The organism is Thalassiella azotivora, from assembly GCF_054781695.1.
Map to the genome: position 1 here is coordinate 101848 of NZ_BAAGTX010000003.1, position 19361 is coordinate 121208.

22 protein-coding genes and 1 tRNA gene are annotated in these 19361 nt (G+C 76.7%); 16 read left to right on the forward strand and 7 right to left on the reverse strand.

What is annotated here, in order from left to right; translation table 11 throughout:
* Positions 1-66 precede the first annotated feature (66 nt).
* Both ACYVQV_RS03220 and ACYVQV_RS03225 read left to right on the forward strand, forming a co-directional pair.
* Positions 67-864 carry a YwiC-like family protein gene (locus tag ACYVQV_RS03220; RefSeq protein WP_461021816.1) on the forward strand — a complete coding sequence of 266 codons (798 nt, stop codon included), beginning with the start codon at positions 67-69 and terminating at the stop codon, positions 862-864.
* 61 nt (positions 865-925) lie between these two features.
* Positions 926-1002: transfer RNA gene (locus ACYVQV_RS03225), tRNA-Ile, on the forward strand.
* A gap of 36 nt (positions 1003-1038) precedes the next feature.
* On the opposite strand, the gene ACYVQV_RS03230 is transcribed toward ACYVQV_RS03225, so the two are convergent.
* Positions 1039-2244 (reverse strand): VOC family protein, encoded by a 1206-nt coding sequence (locus ACYVQV_RS03230; protein WP_461021817.1) that lies wholly within the window; start codon positions 2242-2244, stop codon positions 1039-1041.
* Positions 2245-2334: 90 nt separating this feature from the next.
* Here ACYVQV_RS03230 and ACYVQV_RS03235 point away from each other — a divergent pair, with 90 nt between their 5' ends.
* Positions 2335-2910 carry a DinB family protein gene (locus ACYVQV_RS03235; RefSeq protein WP_461021818.1) on the forward strand — a complete coding sequence of 192 codons (576 nt, stop codon included), beginning with the start codon at positions 2335-2337 and terminating at the stop codon, positions 2908-2910.
* Between the two features lie 15 nt (positions 2911-2925).
* Here ACYVQV_RS03235 and ACYVQV_RS03240 read toward each other — a convergent pair whose 3' ends face one another.
* Positions 2926-3531, reverse strand: coding sequence for a CueP family metal-binding protein (locus ACYVQV_RS03240; protein ID WP_461021819.1), 606 nt, complete (start codon positions 3529-3531; stop codon positions 2926-2928).
* A gap of 96 nt (positions 3532-3627) precedes the next feature.
* Positions 3628-5052, reverse strand: a complete 1425-nt coding sequence (locus tag ACYVQV_RS03245) for a hypothetical protein (RefSeq protein WP_461021820.1) — start codon at positions 5050-5052, stop codon at positions 3628-3630.
* 111 nt (positions 5053-5163) lie between these two features.
* Between ACYVQV_RS03245 and ACYVQV_RS03250 the strand changes: the two genes are divergently transcribed.
* The 8 genes from ACYVQV_RS03250 (at position 5164) to ACYVQV_RS03285 (ending at position 10859) form a co-directional block, all read left to right on the forward strand.
* The gene (locus ACYVQV_RS03250; protein WP_461021821.1) at positions 5164-5640 is read left to right on the forward strand and encodes a TspO/MBR family protein; all 477 of its coding nucleotides are present in this window, start codon (positions 5164-5166) and stop codon (positions 5638-5640) included.
* A complete protein-coding gene (locus ACYVQV_RS03255) occupies positions 5637-6518 on the forward strand; it encodes an oxygenase MpaB family protein (protein ID WP_461021822.1) in 882 nt (293 codons plus the stop codon). Before ACYVQV_RS03250 ends, ACYVQV_RS03255 begins: the two co-directional genes overlap by 4 nt.
* 68 nt (positions 6519-6586) lie before the next feature.
* Complete coding sequence (locus tag ACYVQV_RS03260; protein ID WP_461021823.1) at positions 6587-7774, forward strand: EAL domain-containing protein; 1188 nt, start codon at positions 6587-6589, stop codon at positions 7772-7774.
* Between the two features lie 61 nt (positions 7775-7835).
* Positions 7836-8009, forward strand: coding sequence for a DUF1059 domain-containing protein (locus tag ACYVQV_RS03265; RefSeq protein ID WP_461021824.1), 174 nt, complete (start codon positions 7836-7838; stop codon positions 8007-8009).
* Between the two features lie 106 nt (positions 8010-8115).
* Positions 8116-8781, forward strand: a complete 666-nt coding sequence (locus tag ACYVQV_RS03270) for a fasciclin domain-containing protein (RefSeq protein WP_461021825.1) — start codon at positions 8116-8118, stop codon at positions 8779-8781.
* A gap of 172 nt (positions 8782-8953) precedes the next feature.
* Positions 8954-9820 carry a hypothetical protein gene (locus ACYVQV_RS03275; RefSeq protein ID WP_461021826.1) on the forward strand — a complete coding sequence of 289 codons (867 nt, stop codon included), beginning with the start codon at positions 8954-8956 and terminating at the stop codon, positions 9818-9820.
* Positions 9817-10254, forward strand: a complete 438-nt coding sequence (locus ACYVQV_RS03280) for a phage holin family protein (protein WP_461021827.1) — start codon at positions 9817-9819, stop codon at positions 10252-10254. The genes ACYVQV_RS03275 and ACYVQV_RS03280 overlap by 4 nt, the downstream gene beginning before the upstream one ends.
* On the forward strand, positions 10230-10859 hold the full coding sequence (locus ACYVQV_RS03285; RefSeq protein WP_461021828.1) for a DUF3618 domain-containing protein: 630 nt from the start codon (positions 10230-10232) through the stop codon (positions 10857-10859). The genes ACYVQV_RS03280 and ACYVQV_RS03285 overlap by 25 nt, the downstream gene beginning before the upstream one ends.
* 26 nt (positions 10860-10885) lie before the next feature.
* Here ACYVQV_RS03285 and ACYVQV_RS03290 read toward each other — a convergent pair whose 3' ends face one another.
* Positions 10886-12451 carry an SDR family oxidoreductase gene (locus tag ACYVQV_RS03290; protein ID WP_461021930.1) on the reverse strand — a complete coding sequence of 522 codons (1566 nt, stop codon included), beginning with the start codon at positions 12449-12451 and terminating at the stop codon, positions 10886-10888.
* A 171-nt stretch (positions 12452-12622) separates the two neighbouring features.
* On the opposite strand from ACYVQV_RS03290, the gene ACYVQV_RS03295 reads away from it, so the two are divergent.
* Both ACYVQV_RS03295 and ACYVQV_RS03300 read left to right on the forward strand, forming a co-directional pair.
* The gene (locus ACYVQV_RS03295) at positions 12623-13684 is read left to right on the forward strand and encodes a polyprenyl synthetase family protein (RefSeq protein ID WP_461021829.1); all 1062 of its coding nucleotides are present in this window, start codon (positions 12623-12625) and stop codon (positions 13682-13684) included.
* A 4-nt stretch (positions 13685-13688) separates the two neighbouring features.
* Complete coding sequence (locus ACYVQV_RS03300) at positions 13689-14618, forward strand: phytoene/squalene synthase family protein (protein WP_461021830.1); 930 nt, start codon at positions 13689-13691, stop codon at positions 14616-14618.
* On the opposite strand, the gene ACYVQV_RS03305 is transcribed toward ACYVQV_RS03300, so the two are convergent.
* Positions 14615-15439 carry a YhjD/YihY/BrkB family envelope integrity protein gene (locus tag ACYVQV_RS03305; protein WP_461021831.1) on the reverse strand — a complete coding sequence of 275 codons (825 nt, stop codon included), beginning with the start codon at positions 15437-15439 and terminating at the stop codon, positions 14615-14617. The genes ACYVQV_RS03300 and ACYVQV_RS03305 overlap by 4 nt on opposite strands.
* A gap of 208 nt (positions 15440-15647) precedes the next feature.
* Here ACYVQV_RS03305 and ACYVQV_RS03310 point away from each other — a divergent pair, with 208 nt between their 5' ends.
* Positions 15648-16703, forward strand: coding sequence for a lysylphosphatidylglycerol synthase domain-containing protein (locus tag ACYVQV_RS03310; protein ID WP_461021832.1), 1056 nt, complete (start codon positions 15648-15650; stop codon positions 16701-16703).
* 21 nt (positions 16704-16724) lie between these two features.
* On the opposite strand, the gene ACYVQV_RS03315 is transcribed toward ACYVQV_RS03310, so the two are convergent.
* Positions 16725-17027: a hypothetical protein gene (locus tag ACYVQV_RS03315; RefSeq protein ID WP_461021833.1), complete on the reverse strand. Its 303-nt coding sequence runs from the start codon at positions 17025-17027 to the stop codon at positions 16725-16727.
* Between the two features lie 408 nt (positions 17028-17435).
* Here ACYVQV_RS03315 and ACYVQV_RS03320 point away from each other — a divergent pair, with 408 nt between their 5' ends.
* Positions 17436-18086, forward strand: coding sequence for a response regulator (locus ACYVQV_RS03320; protein WP_461021834.1), 651 nt, complete (start codon positions 17436-17438; stop codon positions 18084-18086).
* Positions 18083-18523, forward strand: a complete 441-nt coding sequence (locus tag ACYVQV_RS03325) for a response regulator (protein ID WP_461021835.1) — start codon at positions 18083-18085, stop codon at positions 18521-18523. The genes ACYVQV_RS03320 and ACYVQV_RS03325 overlap by 4 nt, the downstream gene beginning before the upstream one ends.
* Positions 18524-18545: 22 nt before the next feature.
* Here ACYVQV_RS03325 and ACYVQV_RS03330 read toward each other — a convergent pair whose 3' ends face one another.
* A complete protein-coding gene (locus ACYVQV_RS03330) occupies positions 18546-19352 on the reverse strand; it encodes a sensor histidine kinase (protein WP_461021836.1) in 807 nt (268 codons plus the stop codon).
* Positions 19353-19361 lie beyond the last annotated feature (9 nt).

Sequence of the window (19361 nt, forward strand, 5' to 3'; positions counted from 1 at the left end):
GGTCCGGGCGGTGGTCGTGACCAAGGTCCCTGGGGCGGGCGCCGACCCCTCCGTAGCGTCGTGCGGGTGACCTCGACCGCCGTGCGCCCGGACGACCGCCCCGCACCCGCGTCGGCCACTGGCTCGCCGAGCCGGGCACGGCGTCGAGCGGTGCGCCGCTACGTCCCCCCGCAGCACGGGGCGTGGGCGATGCTGCTCGTGCCGTTCACCGCGGGGGTGCTGCTCGGGGGCCCGGCGTGGGTGCACCTGCCGCTGCTGGTCGCCTGGGTGGGTGGCTACCTGCTGTCGTACTACGCGCTCCTGGCGGTGAAGACGCGGCGCGTGGCCCGGGTGCGCGCGCAGCTGCGGCTGTACGCGGCGGTGACGGTCCCCGCGGCGGCGGTGCCGGTGCTCGTCCAGCCTCGGCTGCTGTGGTTCGGGCTCCCGCTCGCCGGGCTGGTGGCGGTGAACGCCTGGTACGCCTGGCGGCGAGACGAGCGCTCGGCCGTCAACGACCTGGCCGGGGTCGTCCAAGGCGTCCTGATGGTTCCCGTGGCGGTCGTGGCCGCCGGCGGGTCGGCGTGGGACGTCGCCCCCGCCTCCGCGGTCCTGCTGCTGTACTTCGCGGGGACCGTTCCCTACGTGAAGACGATGATCCGGGAGCGCGGCAGCCGGTCCTGGCTGCTCGGCTCGGTCGGCTACCACGGCGTGGCGACCTGCCTGGCCGGCGCGGTCGCGGTCCCGTTCGCGGCGCCCTTCGCGTGGCTGATGGTCCGTGCGGCGGTGCTCCCCGGGCGGGGTTGGACACCCAAGCGCGTCGGCGTGCTGGAGATCGTCCACTCGCTGCTGCTGCTCGTCCTGGTCGTGGCGCTGCTGCGGCCGTGAGGCGGGACGTCGCCGGGTCGCGGCGAGCGCTACATTCGGCCCCGCCGGACGGTCACCACCCGGGGCAGTAGCTCAGCCGGTCAGAGCAGCGGACTCATAATCCGTCGGTCGTGGGTTCGAGCCCCACCTGCCCCACCACCCCACCTGCGCCACCACCCCCACCGGCCCCGACGATCACGGCGCACCGACGACGACCAGCTCGTTGCCCTCGGGGTCGGTGACGAGCCAGCGTCCGGCCGCCTCGTCGAGGAGCCGGCCGCCCGCGGCGAGCGCCGAGGCCACACGGGCGCGCGCGGCGTCCGGGGGCACGGCGAGCTCGCAGTGGATGCGGTTGCGCTGGCGGCGCCGGTCCGTCTCGAAGGCGTCGAGGTCCTGCAGCACCACGACCGGGCCCAGCCGGCGCGGGTCATGGACGTCGGTGACGTGGTCCCGGCGGTCCGGGACGTACCCGAGCGCGGCGACCCAGAACGCGCGGACGGCCGCGACGTCGACGGCGTCCAGGACGACCTGGGTGAACCGGGCCCGACCCGCGTCCGCGGTGGCGCCGAGCCCTCGGGCGGCGGTCTGGAGCGCCGCCGCGAGCGCCTCGAAGTCGACCTCGAGGCCGTGGGCGTCGCGCTCCCACTGGTCCTTGCCGCTGTCCAGCAGCACGAGGCCGGGGCGCAGGTCGAGCAGCAGCGGGAACCCCGCCTCGTCGGCCAGTCGCGCTGCCGCGGCGGCGAGGTCGCGCTGCTGCTGCACCGACGCGGTGCGGTAGCACGCGACGGCGCTGAACACGACCTGCCAGTCGCGGGTGCCGTCTGCCTCACCCAGCGGTGAGCCCGGGACCAGGTCGACCTCGTTGCCGTCGGGGTCGGTGTGACGCACCCCGTACGGCCCCGCGGGCTCGCCGGGGGCGGACGCCTCGACCGCCTCGGCCGGGCGCACCACGTCGAGGTGGATGCGACTCCGCAGCGGCAGGGCCTCGGTGGACGGCCGGATCCGCAGGGCCGGGTCCCGCTGCAACGGGTCCTGCAGGGCGCCGTCCGGCCCGGGCACGTAGTCCAGCACCGGCTGCCAGAAGCGCCGCAGGGCGGCCGGGTCGGGCGACTCGACGACGACGTCCAGCTGCTGCGGCACGGCGGGGTCCCCGATGAGGCCGAGGTCCCGCGCGGCACCCGACACCGCCTCGGCGTGCGCGCCGGCGTCGACGCGGACCCGTGCCCCCGTCGGGCGCACGTCGACCGCGGCCACGGCCGACAGCGCCGCCACCCGCCCGGCCAGCTCCGCTGCCGTGACCAGGGACGGCGCGGCGAACCACCCGGTCGCGACGCCGTCGACCACCCACCAGTCCGATCCGTCGCCCGATCCGCTGGTGCCCGTGCCACCCGTCCTCGTCATGCCGGGCACCGTAGACGCGCATCCGGACGACCTGCTTCCGGATCGACCCGATGTCCGCGGGATGTCAGCGGCGAGGGGCAGGATCGCCCCGTGGACGACAAGGAGACCCTGCACCGGTACCTGCGCCGCCAGCGCGACGACCTGCTCGCGACGCTGGACGGGGTGGACGACTACGACGCCCGTCGGCCGCTCACGCCCACCGGCACGAACCTGCTGGGGCTGGTCAAGCACGTCGCGACCGTGCAGCTCGGCTACCTCGGGGAGGTGTTCGGGCGTCCCGCCGCCGAGGACCTGCCGTGGGACGCCGACGACGCCGAGCCGGACGCCGACCTGTGGGTGCCCGCTGAGCAGACCCGGCAGGACGTGGTGGACCTGCACCACCGGTCCGCCGCGCACGCCGACGCCACGATCGGGGCACTGCCGCTCGACGCGCCAGGGCACGTCCCCTGGTGGGGCGAGCGCGGCGCGGTGACGCTGCACCTCGTGCTGGTGCACCTGTGCGTCGAGGTCGCCCGGCACGCGGGTCACGCCGACGTCCTGCGGGAGTCCCTGGACGGACGGGCGGGGATGCGTCCGGGCGACCCGAACGTCACCGACCGCACGCAGGCGCAGTGGGCGGAGCACCGCGACCGCGTCGAGCAGGCCGCACGCCGGTTCCGCGCCTGAGAGGCGCCGGTTCGGTCAGGCGAGCTGCAGGGTCGTCACGCAGGTCGGGTCGTCGGGCCCGGTGCCCACCGGCACCTCGCCGGACAGCTCGCCGGCCGTGACCTCGAGGGTGCCCTCGACACCCCGGGGCAGCCACAGACCGACGAACCCGTTGCCCACGGTCGTGCGCTGCTCGTCGAGCAGCACCTCGCCCTCGGTGCTGGTGACGACGACCCGCACGTCCTCCTCGACCATCTCGCCCTGGCAGGTGGTCAGGCTGTGGAAGAAGCAGTCGTGCGTGCCGTCCACGTACGGGGCCACCGAGACGTAGAACCGGTCGTCAGGCATCGGGAGGCTGACCTCGTCCTCGGCGTCGGACAGCAGCAGCTCGTCCGGGCGCACCGACGCCATCAGGTCGCTCGGCCGGTCGGGACCGCTGAGCCGCTCGAGGTGGTCGACGACCTCGGCCGCGTCGGCGTCGGCGAGCACGTCGAGGCCGTGCTCGGCGAGCAGGGACGCCGCCGCGGACGCGGACCGACCGGACCGGTCGGCCGGGTCGGACGGGTCGTCGTCCGCGGCGCCGCCGCAGGCGGCGACCAGGAGAAGGGGGACGGCCACGAGGGCGTGGGCACGGCGCAGCACAGGGAACCTCCGGTGGTGGGCTTCGGGTCAACGGTAGGTGGTGCCGGCACCCCGGACCCGGGCCGATGGTCCCGAACCGCGAGGGTCCGACGGCCGTCAGCCGACGCCTTCGCAGGCCCCTTCGCCGGGCACGTCGAGCGGCCCGAAGCCCGTCCCCCACAGGCGGTCGGCGAGCTCGTACGCGGCGGCGGCGCGCCCGGCGACCCGCTCCCCGCGACGCACTCCCCCCTCACCGGGGGACCAGCGGACCGCCGCCCACGCTCCCACGCCCAGCAGCTCCAGCACCCCCGCGGGGCCCGGCTCGCCGTCCCACGGCTCCAGCGGAACACCGGCGACGGTGGGCTCGGCGAGCGCCACCCGCACCGGCTCGGCCGGCGGTGGCACCGCCCAGGTGAACGCCCGCACCCGGGCGCCGCGGTGCCCGTCGGCGACCGAGAGCACCAGCCCCTCCAGCTCGGCCGCCGTGACCCCGGGGTCGTGTCCGCTGACCACCGCCCGCTGCAGGGACGTCAGCGGCAGGTCCGGCAGGCCCTCGGTCAGCAGCAGCAGACCGACGCTGGTCCGGGCGTTGAGCTCGGTGGGGCGCCAGCCGCGCGCGGTGAGCACACCGTCCAGCCCGAACGCCCCGCGGTACCCGACGGCGGACGCGACGTGGTGCCCGACCCGCCTGGCCACCTCCCGCATCTCCTCGCGCGCGGGCGGCGGCGGGTCCCACCAGGTGGACAAGCCGCCGTACAGGACCCCCTGGCCGTCCCGGCGCAGCAGGTTGACCAGCTCCACGGGCCGGAACACCGCGACCCCGTCGGGCAGGACCACGCCGTGCACGCTGCACGGGACGCCGTCCAGGAAGGGCATCACGCGCACCGACCTGCACCGCGGTGCCAGCTCGCTCACCGCGGCCTCGACATCGTCGTCCGTGCGCGCGCGACGCACGAGGTCCGCTCCCCCGGCCACACCGGTGCTGGTGTCCCCGGACAGGACGACGCCCGCGCCGGCGTCCAGGTCGCGCAGGGCCGCCAGCGCGGCCGGCACGTCGCACGGCACCACCCGGCTCGGCGCGCGCGCGACCCCGGCGCCGTCCCAGACGGAGTCCACGACCGTCTTGTCCTCGAGCCGACCCCACTGCGGCCGCCGCCCACCGACCACCCGGCGACCGAGGACCGCGTCCTGCTCGGTGAACGACGTCGCCAGCCACAGCGCCTCGCGCCGCGGGTCGACCTCGTCCAGCACGCGCTCGACGTGGGGCGGCAGGGCCCGCAGGGCCCGTTCCTCGGCGCGGATCGCGTCGGAGACGATCGCGGGGGCCGGGACGTCGACGTGCACGACCCGGCACGGGCTGTCCGGCGCGGCCGGCTCCGGAGCCCCGGGGAAGCGCGAGGCGACCAGGACGACGTCGCGCACTCCCGCCTCGCGCAGGGCCTCGACGTACCCGAGCAGCGAGCCGAGGGGCGCGACCCCGAGCACGACGACGTGGTCGCGCAGAGGCCTGTCGAGGTGCGCACGCCACGCAGCCACGTCCACGTCGGTCCCCGTCCGTCCCGGGCGGCCCGCAGCCGCCGGTCAAGAGCCTAGCGAGCGCACCCGTCCGGGACCTGGCTCGCACACCACCCGCGACGGAGGCACAGTGGACCGATGCGCCTGAGCACGCTGCTGCGGACCGGTCTCGCCTGCGCCGCCACGGCCACCCTGGGCGCGGTGGCGACCGACCCGGACAGCCGCTGGTACCGCTCGCTCGACCGGCCGGACTGGCAGCCTCCGGCGCCGGTCTTCCCCCTGGTGTGGACGCCGCTGTACGCCGACCTGGCGGTCGCGTCCGCGGCGGTGCTGTCGGACGACGCCGCACCCGCTGCGGGACGGGCGGCCTACGCACGTTCCCTCGCGGTGAACCTGACCCTCAACGCGGGCTGGAGCTGGCTGTTCTGGCGGGCTCGGCGCCCCTGGCTGGCCGCCGCGGAGTGCGCGGTCCTGGCTGCCAGCTCGGCCGACCTCGCGCGCCGGGCCGGCGCGGTCCGGCCCGGCGCGGGCGCGGCGCTCGCCCCGTACGCCGCGTGGTGCGGGTTCGCGACGGTCCTGAGCAGTGCCATCGCCCACCGGAACCCGCGGTCGTGACGGCCGTCGTGGAACGGGCCCGCGCCCGCCTCGGCGCGGCCCTGTTCGAACAGGTCGCCGGGCCGGACGGCCCGCGGCACCGCCAGCGCATCCACGGCTCCCCCGGCCCCCGCTGGTTCACCGAGGACCGACCGGTCCGACGCGTCCACGCCGACGCCTCGATGTTCGTCGGTGGCCTGCGGGCCCTGCTGCTGCAGGCGCTGCACCCCCTGGCCATGGCCGGGGTGGCCGCGCACTCCGGCTTCCGCGGGGACCCCTGGGGCCGCCTCGCGCGCACCAGCACCTTCCTCGCGGTCACGACGTTCGGGACGGCCCAGGACGCCGAGCGCGCCGTCGACCGGGTGCGGGCCGTGCACCGCGGCGTCCGCGGCAGGGCGCGCGACGGGAGGGCGTACGCCGCGTCCGACCCGCACCTGCTGGAGTGGGTGCACCTCGCCGAGGTGGACAGCTTCCTGGTGGCCCACCAGGCGTACGGGGCCGAGCCGCTGGACGCGGCCGGGCTCGACGGCTACGTCGCCGACACCGCCGTCATCGCGCGGGCCCTGGGCGTGCCGGACCCACCGGTCACCCACGACGCGCTGCGGGACCGGCTCGAGGCGTACCGGCCGGAGCTGGCGGCGACGCCCGAGGCCCGGGACGTCGCCCGCTTCCTGGTCTTCTCGCCGCCGCTGCCGCTGCCGGTCAGACCCGCGTACGCCCCGCTCGCGGCCGCGGCCGTGGGGCTGCTGCCGCCCTGGGCGCGGCGGCCGCTGGGACTGCCCTGGCTCCCCGTCGCCGAGGCCACCGTCGTCCGGGCGATGGGGACGGCGGCGACGGGCGCGATCCGCTGGGCGTTGTCGCCGGTGCCCTCGACCACCCCGGCCGGCGGGGCGGCCTGACCGCCCGGCCTGCGGACGGCGCCGACCAGGACCCCTCAACCCGGGCCCGGACCGGCCGATGGGTACCCGTGGCACCGACCCCCGACGAGCCGGCGCAGTGGCGTGAGCTCGTCGTCGGCGTGCTCGCAGACCCCGAGCGGTTGTCGTTGGTGTTCCAGCCCATCGTCGGTCTCGCGGACGCGCGCGTCGTCGGCTACGAGGCGCTGTCGCGCTTCGACGGCCCCCCGGGTCTGACCCCCGACCGCTGGTTCGCCGCGGCCGACCGGCTCGGTGTGGGTGCCGACCTGGAGGCCGTCGCGGTGCGCAAGGCGCTGGACGTGCGCGCGGACCTGCCCGCCAACTGCTTCCTCACCGTCAACGTCAGCCCCCACCTCGTCACCGAACCGGCGCTGCGCGACCTGCTGCTGGGGTCGGGTTCCCTGGCGCCGCTGGTGATCGAGCTGACCGAGCACCGCGACGTCGACGACCCGGCGCCGCTGGTGCGGCTGCGGGACGAGGTCGCCGACCGCGGCGGCCTGCTGGCGCTGGACGACGCGGGGTCGGGCTGGTCCGGCCTGCAGCAGATCACCCGGCTGCGACCGCACCTGATCAAGCTGGACCGGGCCCTGGTCCAGGACGCCGACACCGACGAGGTCCGGCTCGCCCTGGCCGAGGTGCTCGGGGAGTTCGCCGGTCGGATCGACGCCTGGCTGCTCGCCGAGGGCGTGGAGACCTGGGGCGAGCTCGAGGCGTTCCTGCGCCTCGGCGTCCCCCTCGCCCAGGGGTACCTGCTGGGACGGCCCGCCCCGGGGTGGACGCAGCTCGACCCCGCCGCCGCCGCGCGGCTGCGTGCCGCGGGGTCCCGGGTCCGGTTGCGGGAGAACGTCGCCAGCCTCGTGGAGGAGGTCTGGCTGGACGGCGTCGACGGTCCCCGCACCGACCAGGTGGGGGTCCGGTTGGACGCGTGGGGCCGACCGGACCGGCTGCTGCTGCCCTCACGCCGCAGCGCCCGGTCCCGCGCCGTCGCGCCGGCCCAGACCGGGGCCCGGACGCGCGGGGCCCTCGACGAGGACCGCGCCACCCACCGCCTGGCGCCCGTCACCCTGCGCGTCCCGCCGTCCGCGTCCGTGCACGAGGTCGCCCGGCGTCTGGTCACCCGGGGCGAACCGGAGCGGTTCGACCCGGTCGTCTGCGTCGACGAGACCGGCCGCCCGCTCGGCGTCGTCCGGGTCGAGCGGATCCTGCTGCGGCTCGCCGAGCTGCAGCCCCCCGGCTGACGCGCACGTCTGCCGGACCACACCCCGGCGCCGCCCGGCGCCCCAGAGAAGGAGCCCTCCCGTGAAGCAGTTCTCCTGCGGCGACGTCGTCCCCGGGTGCACCCGGACGTTCACCGCGCCGGACGACGACGGCGTGCTCGCGCAGGTCGCCCAGCACGCCGCCGACGACCACCAGCTCCCCCGGGTCCCGCCCGAGCTCGCCGAGCAGGTGCTCAGCCGCGTCGTCACCGTCTGACGGCGGACGCCGGGCCGCCGCGACGAGCGGCCGCCCGGCGGTGCATCCGGCGCCGGGACGGGGACGGAAGTGAGGGCGTCAGGTCCGCTCTCACCGAGGAGACGCCATGTCCCTGTCCCGCACCGCCGCCGCCGTCGTCGGAACCGCCGCGCTCGCCGTCACCGGTGTCGCCGCACCCGCCGCGGCCGCACCCGCCGACGCCCCGACCAGCACGACCGCCCCGACCGGCACGACCAGCCTCGCCGAGGTGCTCGCGGCCGACGGCGCCGACTTCGACCGCAACCCGTTCGACTACGACATCCTCGACGGGGCCGTCCGCGCCGTCCTGGCCGCCAAGCCCGACAGCCCGGTGGCCGTGCTGGCCGACGGCTCCGTGCCGCTCACCGCGTTCCTGCCGGACGACCTGGCGTTCCGGCTGCTCCTTCTCGACGTGGCGCACCAGGCTCCTCGCTCCGAGGAGGCCGTCCTCAACGGCCTCGCCACCGCCGTGGGCGTGGACGCGGTCGAGACCGTCCTGCTCTACCACGTCGTGCCCGGCGCCACGATCGACAGCGCCACCGCACTCGCCTCCGACGGCGCCGACCTCACCACGGCGCAGGGCGGCACCTTCCAGGTGGACGTGCTGTCCACCAAGGGCAAGGTCGTGCGGCTCAAGGACGCCGACCGCAACGACATCGACCCCTTCCTGGACCGCAGGGACCTGGACCTCAACGCGGGCAACGCGCAGATCGCGCACGGCATCTCGTTCGTGCTGCGCCCCGCCGACCTCTGAGCGCCCCACCCACCGTCGCCCCGCGAGCCGTCCGCCACCGACGGCCGCGGGGCGACGCCGCGCCAGGGGTGTCGCAGTGGCCGGCGCCCGCACGCCGGCGCAGGGGGGATGCGGGCATACCGGACCCGCCGCGGGGTACCTCGTCCTCCAGTCGACCCCAGGAGGAGAAGCGATGACGAACCAGCCCCCCGGACCGGGCGCAGGTGGGCCCACGACCACGTCCGGGCCCACGACCGCGTCCGGGTCCACCAGCCAGGGCGCCGCTTCCACCAGCCAGGGCGCCGCTTCCACCAGCCAGGGCGCCGCTTCCACCACCGACGCCGCGAAGGAGTCTGCGAGCCAGGTGAAGGACACCGCGACGGCCGAGGCCCAGCACGTGGCCGGCACCGCCGGCGAGGAGGCGCGCAAGGTCGTCGAGGAGGTGCAGCACCAGGCCCGGGACCTCCTCGGCGAGCTGCGCACCCAGGTCGGCGACCAGACCCGCACCCAGAAGGACCGGATCGCGCAGGCGCTCGCCGAGTTCACCGACGAGCTGGACGCGATGATCGAGGCCGGCGGTCGCTCCGGGATCGCCTCGGAGCTGGCCCGGCAGGTCAGCAGCCGGGCGGGTGACCTCCGCAGCGCCCTCGAGGGCCGCGAACCCGGCGACGTCCTCGACGACGTCCGGCGGCTCGCCCGGCGCAGGCCGGGGACGTTCCTGCTCGGCGCCGTCACCGCGGGCGTGCTCGCCGGCCGGCTCACCCGCGGCGGCGTCCAGGCCCACCGCGACGAGGACGGCACGGGGACGACCGCCGGCGCGGACGGGACCCTGCCGGTCCCGCGGCCGGACACGGCACCCGCCACCACCGGCGTGCCGCCCGTCGGCGCGCCACCGCCCGGCGCAGGGACCGGTGCGGGAGCCGGCGCAGGGGCGGCCGGAGCGTACGAGCGGGTCGACCCGACGACGGGCAACCCGGTCGCGCAGGACCCGGTCGAACCCGGCCTGTCGTCGCCCGGCCGCCCCGGCTCCACGCCCCGTCCCGGTGGGCTGACGCCGTGACCGCACCCGCACCCGGACAGGACCCGGGCACCCAGCACGCCGCCCCCGCCGGGGGTGACGACCGCTCGCTCGGCGAGATCGTCGGCGACATCGCGAAGGACCTCAGCACCCTCGTGCGGCAGGAGATCGACCTGGCGAAGACCGAGGCCAAGGCCGAGGTCACCAAGGCCGGCAAGGGCGCCGGGCTGCTCGGCGGCGCCGGGGTGGCGGGGAACCTGTTCCTCGTCTTCGTCTCCCTCGCGCTGGTCTTCCTCCTCGACCGGGTGATGCCCCTCGACCTCGCGGCGCTCGTCGTGGCCCTCCTGTGGGGAGCCGTCGCCGCCGTCATGGCCCTGATGGGCCGGAAGAAGCTGCAGGAGGCCGACCCCACGCTGCCGGCCACCACCCAGACGATCAAGGAGGACGTCCAGTGGGCGAAGACACGCAACGGCTGACGCACGACATCGAGGGCACCCGGCACGACCTCACCCGGGACGTGGACGCGTTGTCCGACCGGGTCAGCCCCAGCCGGGTGGTGGAGCGGCGCAAGCAGGCCGCCCGCAGCAGCCTCGGCTCCCTGCGCGACCGGGTGATGGGGTCGGCGAACGACGCCGGCCACTCGGCCGGGGGGACGGCGTCGTCCGTCAGGGGCCGGGCCGGTGACGTCGCCAGCGGCGCCTCGGACGCGGCCAGCGGCGCGGTGGACACCGCCCGGGAGAGGACCGAGGGCAACCCCCTCGCTGCGGGCCTCATCGCCTTCGGCGTCGGCTGGCTCGTCTCCTCCCTGCTGCCCGCCTCCGAGAAGGAGCAGCGCCTGGCCTCCCGGGCGGAGGAGGCCGCCAGGGAGCACGCGGCACCGCTCGCCGACGAGGCCAAGCAGGTGGGCCGCGACGTCGGCGAGCAGATGAAGGACAAGGCGTCCCACGCGGCGGACGAGGTCCGCTCGACCGCTCAGGAGGGGGCGCAGCGGGTGACGCAGGAGGGCCGCTCCTCTAAGCAGACCGTCACGGAGGAGACCCGCGACCAGGGCTCGTCCGTACGGGACCGGGCCGGCGGCTGACCGACCGGGGACGGCCGGCCGGTGGCTCAGCCGCCGGCCGGCCGCTCGGCGTCCGCGCGCTCGGCGTCCGCGCGCTCGGCGTCGACCTGCTCGGCGGCCCGGGCGATACCTCGCTGCATCCCCCCGAAGACGACGCCGTGGAACGGCGTCACCACCGCCCAGTAGAGGTGCCCCGCCAGCCCGCGGGGGTGGAACAGGGCCCGTTGCCGGAAGGTGCTGCGCCCCGAGGGCTCCGGCTCCACCCGCATCTCGAGCCAGGCCAGGCCCGGCAGCCTCATCTCGGCGCGCAACCGCAGCAGCCGCCCCGGTTCCACGGCCTCGACCCGCCACCAGTCCACGGCGTCCCCGACGACCAGCCGGCGCGGGTCGCGACGGCCACGACGCAGTCCCGGACCGCCCACCACCCGGTCGAGCAGGCCACGGACCCGCCAGCCCAGCGACCAGGAGTACCAGCCGTTGCGACCGCCGACGCCCTCGACGACCTGCCACAGCGCCTGCGGTGCCGCCTGGACGGCGGTCGCGCGCTCGTCCACGTACAGCGAGCCGCCGGCCCAGTCCGGGTCCTGCGGCAGCGGGTCGCTCGGCGCCCCGGGCGTGGAGGCGGACGACCAGGACGTCGCGACGTCCAGGTCCTGCACGCGCGCCAGCGCCAGCCGCACCGCCCGCTCGAACCCGACGAGGCCCTCCGGCGGGTCGGGGACGTACCGCCGGATGTCGTGCTCCTTGACGACCACCTCGTGCACCAGGCTGTCGACGAGAGGCCGGGCGATCGCGCTCGGGACCGGCGTCACCAGACCCACCCAGTGGCTGGACAGCGACGGGGACAGCACCGGCACCGGAACGATCCGCCGAGGCGCCAGACCGGCCGCACGGGCGTAGCCCTGCATCATCTGCCGGTACGTCAGGACGTCCGGCCCGCCCACGTCGAAGGCGCGGTTGACCTGCGGCGGGAGGGACGCCGCCCCCACGAGGTACCGCAGCACGTCCCGGACGGCGATCGGCTGGATCCTCGTGTCGACCCACCGGGGGGTGACCATCACGGGCAGGCGCTCGGTGAGGTACCGCAGCATCTCGAACGAGGCGGAGCCGGAGCCGATGATGACCGCAGCCTGCAGCACCGCCGTCGGCACGCCGCTGCCGAGCAGGATCTCCCCCACCTCGCGCCGGCTGCGCAGGTGCGCCGACAGCTCGCCCGTCGGGTGCAGGCCGCCGAGGTACACCAGCCGTGCCACCCCCGCCCGGCGGCAGGCGTCCGCGAAGGTGCGGGCGGTCTTGGCGTCCCGGTCGGCGAAGTCGCGCCCCGTGTCCAGCGCGTGGATGAGGTAGTACGCGACGTCGACGCCGTCCAGCGCGGCCGCGACCTGCTCCGGCTCGGTCGCGTCGGCGCGCGCCACCTCCACGCGGTCCGCCCACGGCCGACCGGCCAGCCGGTCGGGGTGGCGGGCCATCACGCGCACCCGGAAGCCGGCCGCGAGCAGCTCGGGTACCAGCCGGCCACCGATGTACCCGGTCGCGCCGGTCACCAGCGCCAGGCGTCCCCGGCCCCCGGCGCTCCCCGCGTCCCCGGGCGGGTCCCCCGCCAGCTCGCCCACCGCGTCGTCGCCCACCCGCCCCACCGCGTCGTCGCCCACCCGCCCCACCGCGTCGTCGCCCACCCGAGCAGTCTCGGGGGGCCCCGGTCCCCTCGCATCCGGACCGGTTGCGCTGAGGTTGCATCCGAACAGGCCCGGCCGTAGGAAGTAGCACTAGACGACGGGAGTCCCATGACGACGACGACCTCCCGCCCCGCCACCCTGCCGGGCGACGAGCTGACCGCACTCCTACCGCACGTGCTCGACGACCTGCTGCGCAGCCGGACGACGGAGTGGTCCGGCGCGCCCCGCGCCGAGGAGCTCCTCGACGACCTGCGCGCCTCGGTGGGTGGCGGCAAGCTGCTGCGGCCACGGTTCTGCTACCTGGGTCACCAGGGCGCCGGCCGCGGCGCGTCCGCGGTCGCCGTCGCGCCGGTCAGCGCCGCGCTCGAGCTGCTGCACGCCTTCGCCCTCGTGCACGACGACGTCATGGACGGGTCCGCGACCCGGCGCGGGGCCCCGGCGCAGCACGTGCGACAGGCCACCCGGCACGCCCGTCTCGGCTGGCGCGGGGAGCGGCGCCGGTACGCGGAGGGCACGGCCGTCCTCGTCGGCGACTTGGCCTTCGCACTGGCGCAGCGCGTGGCCGGCGACCTGCCGGCCGACGGCCGTCGGGTCTGGCACGACATGTGCGGCGAGCTCGTGCTCGGCCAGTACCTGGACGTGCGCGGCACGGCGGCCGGGGAGACGGGCGCCGAGTACGCCTGCACCGTCGCGATGCTCAAGTCCGCCCGCTACACGGTCGTCCGCCCGCTGCAGCTCGGCGCCAGCGTCGCCGGGGCCCTGCCCGAGCTCGAGGGCGTCTACACGGCGTACGGGGAGCCGCTGGGGCTGGCGTTCCAGCTGCAGGACGACCTGCTGGGCACGTTCGGCGACCCGGCGGTCACCGGCAAGCCGGCCGGTGACGACCTGCGCGAGGGCAAGCCGACGCTGCTGCTCGCGCTGGCCCGCCAGGGCTGCGCCGACCGCGAGCGCGCGCTGCTCGAGCGCGCCGGCGCCGACGACGTGACGGACGCGGAGGTGGCGGCCATCACCCGCGTCTGCGAGACGAGTGGCGCCCGCGCCGAGGTGGGGCTGCGCATCGACCGGTGCGTGCAGCAGGCCCACGACGCCCTCGCGGACCCGGTGCTGTCCCCGACCGCCCGTGACGCCCTGCACGCCATGGTGGACGTCGCCGTCCGCAGGGACCGGTGACCGCGTGACCGCGACGGCCCCCCGCCCCGCCGCCCGCCCGGCACCCGGTGACGCCGACCTGGCGGCGTCGTACCGGCGGTGCGCCCGCATCGCCCGCCGGTTCGGCAAGACCTACGCCACCGCGGCGCGGCTGCTGCCCGCGTCGGAGCGCCGGCACGTGCACGCCGTGTACGCGTTCTGCCGGCTCGCCGACGACATCGTCGACGACCTCGACGACCGGCCGCGCACCGAGCGGGTGGCCGCGCTGGCCGCCTTCGGTGACCGGTGGCGCGCCGACCTCGCCGCCGGTCGCAGCGACGACCCGGTGCTCGTGGCGGTGCTGGCCACCGTGCAGGAGACGGGCATCAGCCCGTCCTGCTTCGACCGCTTCCTCAGGTCCATGGAGATGGACCTGACGGTGAGCACGCACGCCACGTACGCCGACCTCGAGCGCTACATGGACGGCTCGGCCGCGGTGATCGGCGAGATGATGCTCCCGGTCCTGGGGGGACGTGGGCCGCAGGCGACGCACGCCGCCCGCAGCCTCGGCGTGGCCTTCCAGCTGACGAACTTCCTGCGCGACGTCGGCGAGGACCTCGAGCGGGGGCGGGTGTACCTGCCGCAGGAGGACCTCGACCGCTTCGGGGTCGACCCGTTCGAGCGACGGGTGACCCCCGCGTGGCGCGAGCTCATGCGGTTCGAGATCGACCGGACGCGCAGGATCTACCGCGAGGCCGACGCGGGGATCCCGCTGCTCTCCCCGCGCGGCGCCCGGTGCGTGTGGACGGCGCGCGTGCTCTACGCGCGCATCCTCGACCGGGTCGAGGACGCCGACTACGACGTGTTCACGCACCGCGCCACCGTCCCGGGGCACCGCAAGGCCGCCGTCGCCGTCGGGTCGCTGCTGCGCCCGCCGCCGGGTCGTCGCGGCGCCGGACGCCCCGGCGGCGCCTAGCGCGCCGTGCCCCCGGGCGACGTGCCACGCCGCGTCCCCTCACCCGGCGTCCCCTCCCACTGCGTCGTCGCCACGTAGCCGGTCAGCACCACCACGTGCAGGAGCCACACCCACAGCCCGACCGCGGTCACGGCACCCACGGCGGTGGCGCCACCGAAGGGGGCGCCGAGGTCGATGGGCAGGGACAGGAACAGCACGAACCCCTGCAGGAAGCCGGCGACGAACGCGCCCGTGGCCAGCCCGCCGCCCAGCGCCAGCCTCCACGGGACCTCGCGCGCCGCCACCACGCGGAACGACCACACCAGTGCCGCCGACACCACCAGCCAGTCGACGTTGAGGGCCACGTACACGCCGAGGACGCCTCCCCCGACCCCGCGGGAGAACAGCTCCGCGACCAGGGGCGTGACCGCCAGCACCGCCAGCAGCAGCAGCGGCGCGACGGCGAGCAGGGGCAGCGTCGCCAGCCTGCCGCGCCAGCCGGTGAGCGTCTCCCGCCCGTCCGTCGGCGGCGCGACGACGAGGTAGGCGCGGCGCAGCCCCTCGCCGTACAGGCTGGCGGGCAGCACGCTCACGGCCACGACGAGCCACGACACCTCCGCGGCCGCCAGCACGAGGTCGGGTGCCAGCCGGTCGGCGCCCAGCGCGGACGGCAGCGCCTCGCCGAGCGCGCCCGCCAGCTCCTCGATCCGGGACTCGCCGACCAGCGCCGACGCCAGGCGCGCGGAGAGCAGCAGGAGCGGCGTCGCCGCCACACCGGCGTAGAAGGTCAGCCCCGCCGCGACCAGCAGCAGGTCGTGCCCGTGCAAGGCGGACGCGGTCACGCCGGGCAGGGCTCGCAGGCGCTTCCACGCCGAAGACCCGGTGGGGCCCACCGACGGCGGCTCGGTCCGTGGCACCTGCGCAGGGTGCCACCCTCCGTGGCCGACCGCGCCCCGGGGAGACGAAAGTCTGGGGCGGTGCAGCCGGGTGGACGATGCCCCGTCCCGGCGGTCGGTGGGTGGATGGTCGCGTCACCACCGAGGAGGGCCCGTGACCACGCTGACCGGCGGCACCCGTCCCCGCCCACGCGGGGCCGTCGTCCTGCCTGCGCGCGCCGTTCCCCTCGGGGCGCTGGTCGCCACGGTGCTGCTGGTGCTGCACGCACTCGACCCGCAGGTGGTCCTGTCGCACCTCACCGGCGCGGCCGGTGGCGTCGGCGAGGAGCTGCGGTCGGTGGGCCGCACGGCGCTCGGCGCCGACGGGCGCTGGGTGGCGGTCGCCGCCGCCGGGAGCGCGACGTCCTTCGTCGCCGCCGCCGCCGTCACCGCGGCCACGAGCCCGGTCCGGCTACCCTTCCGGACGGCGGTGGGGGCCCAGCTCGCCGCGGCGGCGACGCGCCTGGTCGCCCCCGGCGCGGCCGGTGTGGTCGGGGTGACGGCGCGCGTCATGGTCCGCCGCGGCGCCCGCGTCGTGCAGGCCGCGACGGCCGCCGCTGCCGCCCAGGTCGCCCAGCTGGCGCTGACCCTCGTCCTGCTCGCCGCCGTGCTGGTGGTGGACGGCGACGGGCTCGGCCGGGCTGGTCGGGACCTGACCTCACCCGCACCCGGGTGGTGGCCGGCGGCGGTCGCCGTCGTCGTCGTGCTGACCGTCGTGGCGGGGGCGGCGCTCCCCCGGCCCTCCCATCGCCTGCACGGTGCCGCGCGCCGGCTGCGCGCCGGCGCGCGGGAGCTGCGCGTGACCGGGCGGGAGCTCGCGTGCACCCTGCGACGGCCGGTCCGCGCCGCCGCCCTGGTGCTGGGCGCCACCGGGCTGACGGCCGCTCTCGGGCTGAGCCTGTGGGCCGCCACCCGCGCGGCCGGCGCGGACGCCGGCGTCGCCGCCGTCCTCGTCGTGCTGCTGGTCGGGACCACGCTGGGCTCGGTCCTGCCGACCCCCGGTGGGGTGGGCGGCGTCGAGGGCGCGACGGTCGCCGGGCTCGTGGGGGTCGGGCTGACCCTCGAGCAGGCCGTCACCGCGGTCCTGGTGCACCGGCTCGTGACGTTCTGGTTGCCCGTGCCCGTCGGCCTCGTGGCCCTGGTCACCCTGCGACGAGCGGGAGCGCTCTGACGTCACCGCGCTGGGGACCGGTCAGGGCAGCTCGATGACCTCCGGCGGACCGACCAGCCGGGCGCGGGCCATGGCCTCCACGGCGTCGGCGAGCCCCGAGCGGACGCCGAGCCGGACCAGCTCGTCCGCGCAGCGCACGACGCACGAGATGACCGCGCCCGCGCTGACGCGACCGGACAGCTCACGGACCAGCAGCTCGGTCCGGCGCAGCAGCTCCTGCCGCTCCGCCACGACGACGGCCGCGCCGGCGCGCTCGCCGGTCCGGGGTCGGCCCCACCCCGTCGACGACGTCGGCGCGCCGGACGGCTGGCGCCCTCGCACCACGTGGGCGCGTGAACGCGTCCCGGCGTGCGTCCCACCCCGCACCCCGGGACGCGGGTCGGCGGTCGACGTTGCCGCCCCCGTCGCCGGTCCGGGCGAGCTGCCCACCTGCGTCCCCACCACGGCCCCAGCCAGCATCGGCGTCCCTCCGACGTCCACCCCGTCACCCCGTGCCCAGCAGCCTGCCTGCCCGCCGTCGGCGCGGACAGGCCACAAGGCACCGGTCGTCCTGACGCGATCACGTCATGTCGTCGACCGCTCACCCACGGGTAACGTGGTGCGGTCATCGACGCACGGTCATCGACGCACCAGGCCGCCGCCGGTGACCGTCCGACACCCCGCGCGGACAGTCCGGCGCGGTGACCGTCCGGCGGCAGGCGCGCGAGCACCGGTCGGACCTACCCTCGGCACATGGGCACGGGACCGGTGACGGTCCTCATCGTCGAGGACCACGCGATGGTTGCGGCAGGACTCGCCGCCGTCCTCGACGACGACCCGGAGATCCGCGTGATCGGCACCGAGCACGACCTCGCCGGCGCGTGCAGGCGGCTGCGCACGGCACCCGCGGACGTCGTCCTGCTCGACTTCCGGCTACCGGACGGCCGCGGCGGGGACGCGGTCGACGAGCTGCTGAGCGCCGCCCCCGACGCCCACGTGCTGACCGTCACCGCGGTGCCGGAGGCGCACGCGCTGGCGGAGGTCGTGGCGGCCGGCGCGATGGGCTTCGTCCGCAAGGACGCCCGGCCCGACGAGCTGCTGCGGGCCGTGAAGGCGGTGGGCGCCGGTGGGGCGTGGTTCAGCCGGGAGGCGATGGCTCGGATCGTGCGGCTGCGCCAGGGCACCAGCAGCCGTCCCGCCCTGTCCGGGCGGGAGACGGAGGTGCTGCAGGCCCTGGCGAACGGCGTGCCCGTCCCGCGCATCGCCGACGACCTGCACCTGTCCCAGCACACCGTGCGCAACCACCTGCGCAGCGCGATGACCAAGCTCGAGGTGCACACCAGCCTCGACGCGGTGGTCCGGGCGGCGCGCGAGGGACTCATCGACCTCGGGCTCGACCCGTGACCCGCCCGCCCGTGGACGTGCCCGGGGACCCGCCCGGCACCGACCAGCCCGGACGACGCCCCCGCCACGTGGTGCTGGTGGACGACGACCCGCGCTTCGTCGGCGCCCTCGCCGACCTGCTCGGGGACCACGACGACCTGACGGTCCTGGCAGCGGTCGTCTCCGCCGACCAGGCGCTGGACGTCGTGACCGGTGCGGACGTCGACGTGGTGGTCGTCGACGTGCAGATGCCCGGCGACGGCGGGGCGGGCCTGACCCGGCGGCTGCTCGAGCACGACCCCGGGCTCGTGGTCCTCGCGCTGTCCGCGGCCGCCGACCCGCGCTCGCGCGCGGCGATGCTGGCGGCCGGCGCGCGCGCCTACTTCGTCAAGAGCCCGCCGTGCGACGACGTGGTCACGGCGGTCCGGACGGTGCCCGTCCGGACCACGGCCACCTGACCGCACCAGCCCCCGGCCGCAGTCAGTCCAGGACCAGCGGGATGCGGTGCACCACGCGCGTCCCCGCACCGGGTGCGGTGTCCAGCTCCCAGGAGCCGCCGACGGCTTCGGTCAGCTCGGCGCTGCCTCGCAGGCCCAGGTGCCCCGGCCGCGCCTGCCGCACGCGCGCCGGGTCGAAGCCGACCCCGTCGTCCGCCACGCACAGCTCCAGCTCCGTCCCGGTCGAGCGCAGCACCACCTCCAGGGTCGTGGCGCGCGCGTGGCGGACCGCGTTCCAGGCCGCCTCGCGGAACAACCGGTAGGCCAGCACCCGCACGGCCCGGTCGGCGGGCTCGGGTCCGTCCACCTCCACCGACCAGGTCAGTCCAGCCGGTTCCACGGTCTCCTCCAGGTAGAGGCAGACCGCCGACTCCAACCCCTCGTCGTCCAGGGTCGGCGGGTGCAGCTCGAAGACCATCCGGCGCAGCCTCGCGACGGCTGCGGACAGGTCCGCGTCGACCTGGTCGAGCAGCGCGAGGGCGCGCTCGTCGACCGTCCCACCCGCCGTCCCGCCGGCGGCGAGGTGACGGCGCAGGCGCTGCAGGCGCAAGGACGCCGCGACGGCCGCCTGCACCGTGTCGTCGTGGATGCCGGTCGCCAGCTGCCGCCGCTCCTCCTCCTGCCCCACGAGGAGGTTGCGGCGCGAACCCCCCGCTCCGCCGGCGCTCGCGCGCCTGCGCAGCCACCGGCCCAACCGCCCCCTCGCCACCACGGGGTGCGCGCGGCCGCCGTCCGCCCCCGGCCACCCCGCGGGCGGTCGGGACGCGTGAGACGAGGCGTCGTGTCCCACGGCGCCATT

What these genes read in the sequence shown, in the direction of transcription:
- ACYVQV_RS03320 (WP_461021834.1), top strand. Translation starts at nt 17,436, where the DNA reads ATGGGCACGGGACCGGTGACGGTCCTCATCGTCGAGGACCACGCGATG.
- ACYVQV_RS03275 (WP_461021826.1), top strand. Translation starts at nt 8,954, where the DNA reads ATGACGAACCAGCCCCCCGGACCGGGCGCAGGTGGGCCCACGACCACG.
- ACYVQV_RS03250 (WP_461021821.1), top strand. Translation starts at nt 5,164, where the DNA reads ATGCGCCTGAGCACGCTGCTGCGGACCGGTCTCGCCTGCGCCGCCACG.
- ACYVQV_RS03295 (WP_461021829.1), top strand. Translation starts at nt 12,623, where the DNA reads ATGACGACGACGACCTCCCGCCCCGCCACCCTGCCGGGCGACGAGCTG.
- ACYVQV_RS03230 (WP_461021817.1), bottom strand. Translation starts at nt 2,244, where the DNA reads ATGACGAGGACGGGTGGCACGGGCACCAGCGGATCGGGCGACGGATCG.
- ACYVQV_RS03270 (WP_461021825.1), top strand. Translation starts at nt 8,116, where the DNA reads ATGTCCCTGTCCCGCACCGCCGCCGCCGTCGTCGGAACCGCCGCGCTC.